The organism is Pseudomonas sp. GD03903 (assembly GCF_029840045.1).
Taxonomy (GTDB): domain Bacteria; phylum Pseudomonadota; class Gammaproteobacteria; order Pseudomonadales; family Pseudomonadaceae; genus Pseudomonas; species Pseudomonas pseudonitroreducens.
On record NZ_JAOCBT010000057.1, the window covers coordinates 1 to 1,666 of the forward strand.

General features: G+C 59.7%; 1 protein-coding gene. It reads left to right on the plus strand.

Translation table 11 applies throughout. From position 1 onward, the window contains the following. Window positions 1–64 precede the first annotated feature (64 nt). On the plus strand, window positions 65–1,501 hold the full coding sequence (locus N5C91_RS31780) for an IS1182 family transposase (protein WP_279834500.1): 1,437 nt from the start codon (window positions 65–67) through the stop codon (window positions 1,499–1,501). The last annotated feature ends 165 nt before the right edge of the window (window positions 1,502–1,666 follow it).

Consider the following 1,666-nt stretch of genomic DNA (forward strand, 5'->3'; position numbering starts at 1 on the left):
CCAGGCTGTGTGAAAACGTCGTCCTCGCCTAGAGTTGCTGGAGCAACGTCAGCGGGGGCGGCGTATGAAGCGATTCATCGAAGAGGTGAGCCGAGCACAGGTCAGCTTGCTTCCCGAATGCATGGATGATTTTGTCGCCGAAGACAACCCGATCCGCGTGGTCGAAGCCTTCGTCGAGCAACTCGATCTGGTGGCCCTGGAGTTCAATGGGGCCACTCCTGCCGTAACTGGTCGACCGTCCTATCACCCCGCCGTGATGTTGAAGGTCTACATCTACGGCTACCTCAACCGCATTCAATCCAGCCGTCGCCTGGAGCGCGAATGCCAGCGCAACCTCGAGCTGATGTGGCTGACTGGGCGACTGGCTCCGGACTTCAAAACCATTGCCGACTTCCGGCGTGACAACGGCAGAGCCATTCGCAATGTCTGCCGGCAGTTCGTCGTGCTGTGTCGCCAACTCGATTTGTTCTCCCAGTCGCTGGTGGCCATCGACGGCAGCAAGTTCAAAGCGGTCAACAACCGTGATCGCAACTTCACCCACGGCAAGCTGCGCGCCCGGATGGAACAGATTGAAAAAAGCATCGGCCGCTATCTGGCAGCGATGGACACCGCCGACCGAACTCAATCCAATGTCGCCGAAGCCAAGGCCAGCGGCCTCCAGAACAAAATCAAGAAACTCCGCCAGCAGATGCAGGCGCTCAAGGAGATGGAGCAGCAGCTACGTGAAGCACCGGATGGACAAGTCTCGCTCACCGATCCGGATGCACGCTCCATGGCTACCAGCGGCAAAGGCACCGGCATAGTCGGCTACAACGTGCAGACGGCGGTCGATACCCGGCACCACCTGATCGTTTCGCACGAAGTCACCAACGTCGGCCATGACCGTGCAGCGCTCGCCACGATGGCCAAGCAGGCTCGCGAAGCCACCGGATCTGAACGCCTTAGCGTCGTTGCCGACCGAGGCTACTTCAGCGGGGTGGAAATCCTGGCGTGCGAGCAGGCGGGCATGACCCCCTTCGTGCCCAAGCCGATGACCTCCAGCAGCAAGGCGGAAGGGCGTTTTGGTAAGCAGGACTTCGTCTACATAGCCGCTGATGATGAGTACCAATGTCCTGCTGGGCAGCGTGCAATCAAGCGCTTCTCGACGGTGGAAGATGGCCTCGAGCTGGATGCTTACTGGAGTTCTGCCTGCCCGAGCTGCCCGATACGCAGCAGTTGCACCACGAGCAGTTACCGTCGACTCAAGCGTTGGCGGCACGAAGCAATCCTGGAAGCCATGCAGCAACGGCTGGATCGCGAACCAGAGATGATGAGCGTGCGCCGACAGACCGTGGAGCACCCGTTTGGCACGCTCAAACATTGGATGGGCGCGACGCACTTCCTGACCCGAACGCTGCCCCGAGTCAGCACGGAAATGAGCCTGCATGTGCTGGCCTACAACCTCAAACGGCTGATGAGCATCTTCGGCGTTGCCGGTGCGATGGAGGCACTGCGGGCCTGAGGCCTGCAATTTTCCTGCGGCTCTCCACCACAAACTGCCGTAGATAGCCCCAGAAGACTCTGGCAGCGGCTAACAGCCTGTGGTCGATATCGTCGCATGCACCTTCGGGACTCATTTCCAAATGCACCTCTGGTGTAAGCCCTTTGCTGTTTTCACACAGCCTGG